This is a genomic window from Flavicella sediminum (genome assembly GCF_006381105.1).
Lineage (GTDB): Bacteria > Bacteroidota > Bacteroidia > Flavobacteriales > Flavobacteriaceae > Flavicella > Flavicella sediminum.
The window spans coordinates 1-2,350 of record NZ_VDET01000040.1 but is presented as its reverse complement, the minus strand read 5'-3'; the positions used below and the strand labels follow the sequence as shown (position 1 = coordinate 2,350).

The window sequence follows — 2,350 nt, the reverse complement described above, 5'->3', positions numbered from 1 at the left end:
TTGGTACTAAAGTATCGCAAAATTGTGGGCTCTAGAACATGCATAAAGTCAATGTGGGTTTTTATGGATTAACCAAAGGTTTGTGTTTTTTTATTATGTCACTTCTACTTATTTATCTATTTTTAGGTCGACTAAGATAAAAACACAAAATAAGTAAAAGCTTAGTGCTCGGTCGAGAATCTTACGATTATCAACTCCCACACTAACTTTATACAAAACCGTTATGCCTTATTTGAAAAAAAACTATGAATAGAATGGAATCCGAACCTGAAATGAAGGAATTAGGAGAGTTTTTAAATTCTTTCAACAAAGAAAGTGACAGAGGAGCAGTATTATTAGCTGCTTCCATTTTAGATGAATGGCTTTTAGAAATTATTCAATCATACATAATTAAAGATAAGGTATCAAAAGAGTTGCTCTTGGGATTTGGAGCACCTCTAGGAACTTTCTCTGCAAAGACCAAAATTGCTTATTCTCTAGGTCTAATTGAGAAAAAAGAATATGAAGAAATAAACATTATTAGAAAAATAAGAAATGAATTTGGTCATAGTTGGAAAGGTGTAAATTTTGAATCCACTAAAATTGAGAAAGAGTGTAATAAACTTGACTGGTTAGGACCAATTGATGACACAATAAAAAGAACAAACAGAAGCAAATTTAATTTTACAATTGCCATACTATTGACTGACCTTCTTTGGAGAAAAAGATTAGTAAAAAAAGAACAACTTGTCCAAAGGAAATGGACAAATAAAACAAGATAAAATAGAATGTTTGAATTTATTAGAAACTTAATAACTAATCCTCTTTGGGCTTTTCTTGGTGTAATAATAGTATGGATTATTTTACGATTTTTTCTAGTAAAAATCTCAAGTCTTAGCTCTGTTACTTGGGCTAGATTAGAATATATTTGGATTGGAATTGGTCTATTAGGTGTTCTAACCCTAGTAGATGAGAATAGAAAACAATTTCAAGTAAGTGAATTAGGAAAAGTTGAAACTTGGATTAAAAATGATTCTAGGTCATTACTGAATTTCGCAAATAATCAAATGCATTGCTTTCAATATAACAATTCTGGCATTTTTTCTCAAGAAGAATTTGATAGAAGACAAGCTCATTCAGATTCTATTTGTAATTGGGCAAAAAAAGTTGGTTTGGTTGTGAAAGAATCAATTGAAAACGGATACATCAAAATTGAAAACTTACCAGAATTACTAGTTTCTGAGAAAGAGAAAGAATTTGCTTTTGAAGAAATAGAAAAAGACATTGTTGAAATCAATAAAAATATAGAAAGACGTGACGAATTAATAACAGAAACTAATGATAATTTCTGGAAAGGATTTAAATATAGTTTTGGGATTTTACTATTGATAATAGCTTTTGGAATTAGACTGACAATCATCTCCAAAAAAGTGAAAGACGCAAAAAACAAGGCATAACAACGTATATAAAACATAGCTTTTAAATGCTAAACCCAAGGGTTAGTGCTTATTTATGAAGTTCCGTCAAATTTTTAATTTGGCTTTTAAAATAGAAAAGATAAAAACAAAATATAAAAATTTGGCTCTGTGCTAAACCCGAAATTTACCGTATTTTTAGACGCTACGTTTCATATACAAACCGTTAGCAGCAAACGGATTTCTATTCCTATTGAGAATTATAAGTATTTTCAAAAAACGTTTTTATTTAAACTTTTGAAATAAATATTCTGAATCCAAGCTTTGAAAACAGATGGTCATCTAATTACATTTATTCGAAAATACAGGTTTCCGATAAGATCAGTTCGTCTCAGTTGTATGTTACGGAGTTTCTTACGGATACAAATTCTAAAGCCTTGAAAACAGATTGACAGCTAAGTACATTTATTCGATAATGGCGGCTTACGATAAGGCCAGTTCGTCTCAGCTGTATGTTACGGAGTTTCTTACGGATAAAAAAATTCAAATTCTTGAAAACAGATAATCATCTTATTACATTTATTCGATAATACAGGTTTTCGACAAGGACAATTCCTCTTCTCTGGATGTTTTTTTAGTTACTTACGGTGTCAGCAGCTAACACCGCATAAAGTCAATGTGGGTTTTTATAGTTTGCCCAAAGGTTTGTGTTTTTTTATTGGGTCACTTCTACTTATTTATCTATTTTTAGGTCGACTAAGATAAAAACACAAAATAAGTAAAAGCTTAGTGCTCGGCTGAGAATCTTTCGATTATCAACTCCCACACTAACTTTATACAAAACCGTTGGCATTCATAAACTCGCCCGAAAATTTACTACTACCATTCACACATTTTTCCCACGAAACATTTTGGTTCCTTATTAAAAAGCAAGTTTGCGGTTGGGTGAAAACCTG

Annotated in this window: 2 protein-coding genes; both read left to right on the top strand. The window is 30.9% G+C overall.

The features are described 5' to 3' along the window. The first annotated feature begins 254 nt into the window (after window positions 1–254). The gene (locus tag FGM02_RS17580; protein WP_139959886.1) at window positions 255–761 is read left to right on the top strand and encodes an MltR family transcriptional regulator; all 507 of its coding nucleotides are present in this window, start codon (window positions 255–257) and stop codon (window positions 759–761) included. Window positions 762–767: 6 nt separating this feature from the next. Next, window positions 768–1,436 (top strand): hypothetical protein, encoded by a 669-nt coding sequence (locus FGM02_RS17575; protein ID WP_139959884.1) that lies wholly within the window; start codon window positions 768–770, stop codon window positions 1,434–1,436. The last annotated feature ends 914 nt before the right edge of the window (window positions 1,437–2,350 follow it).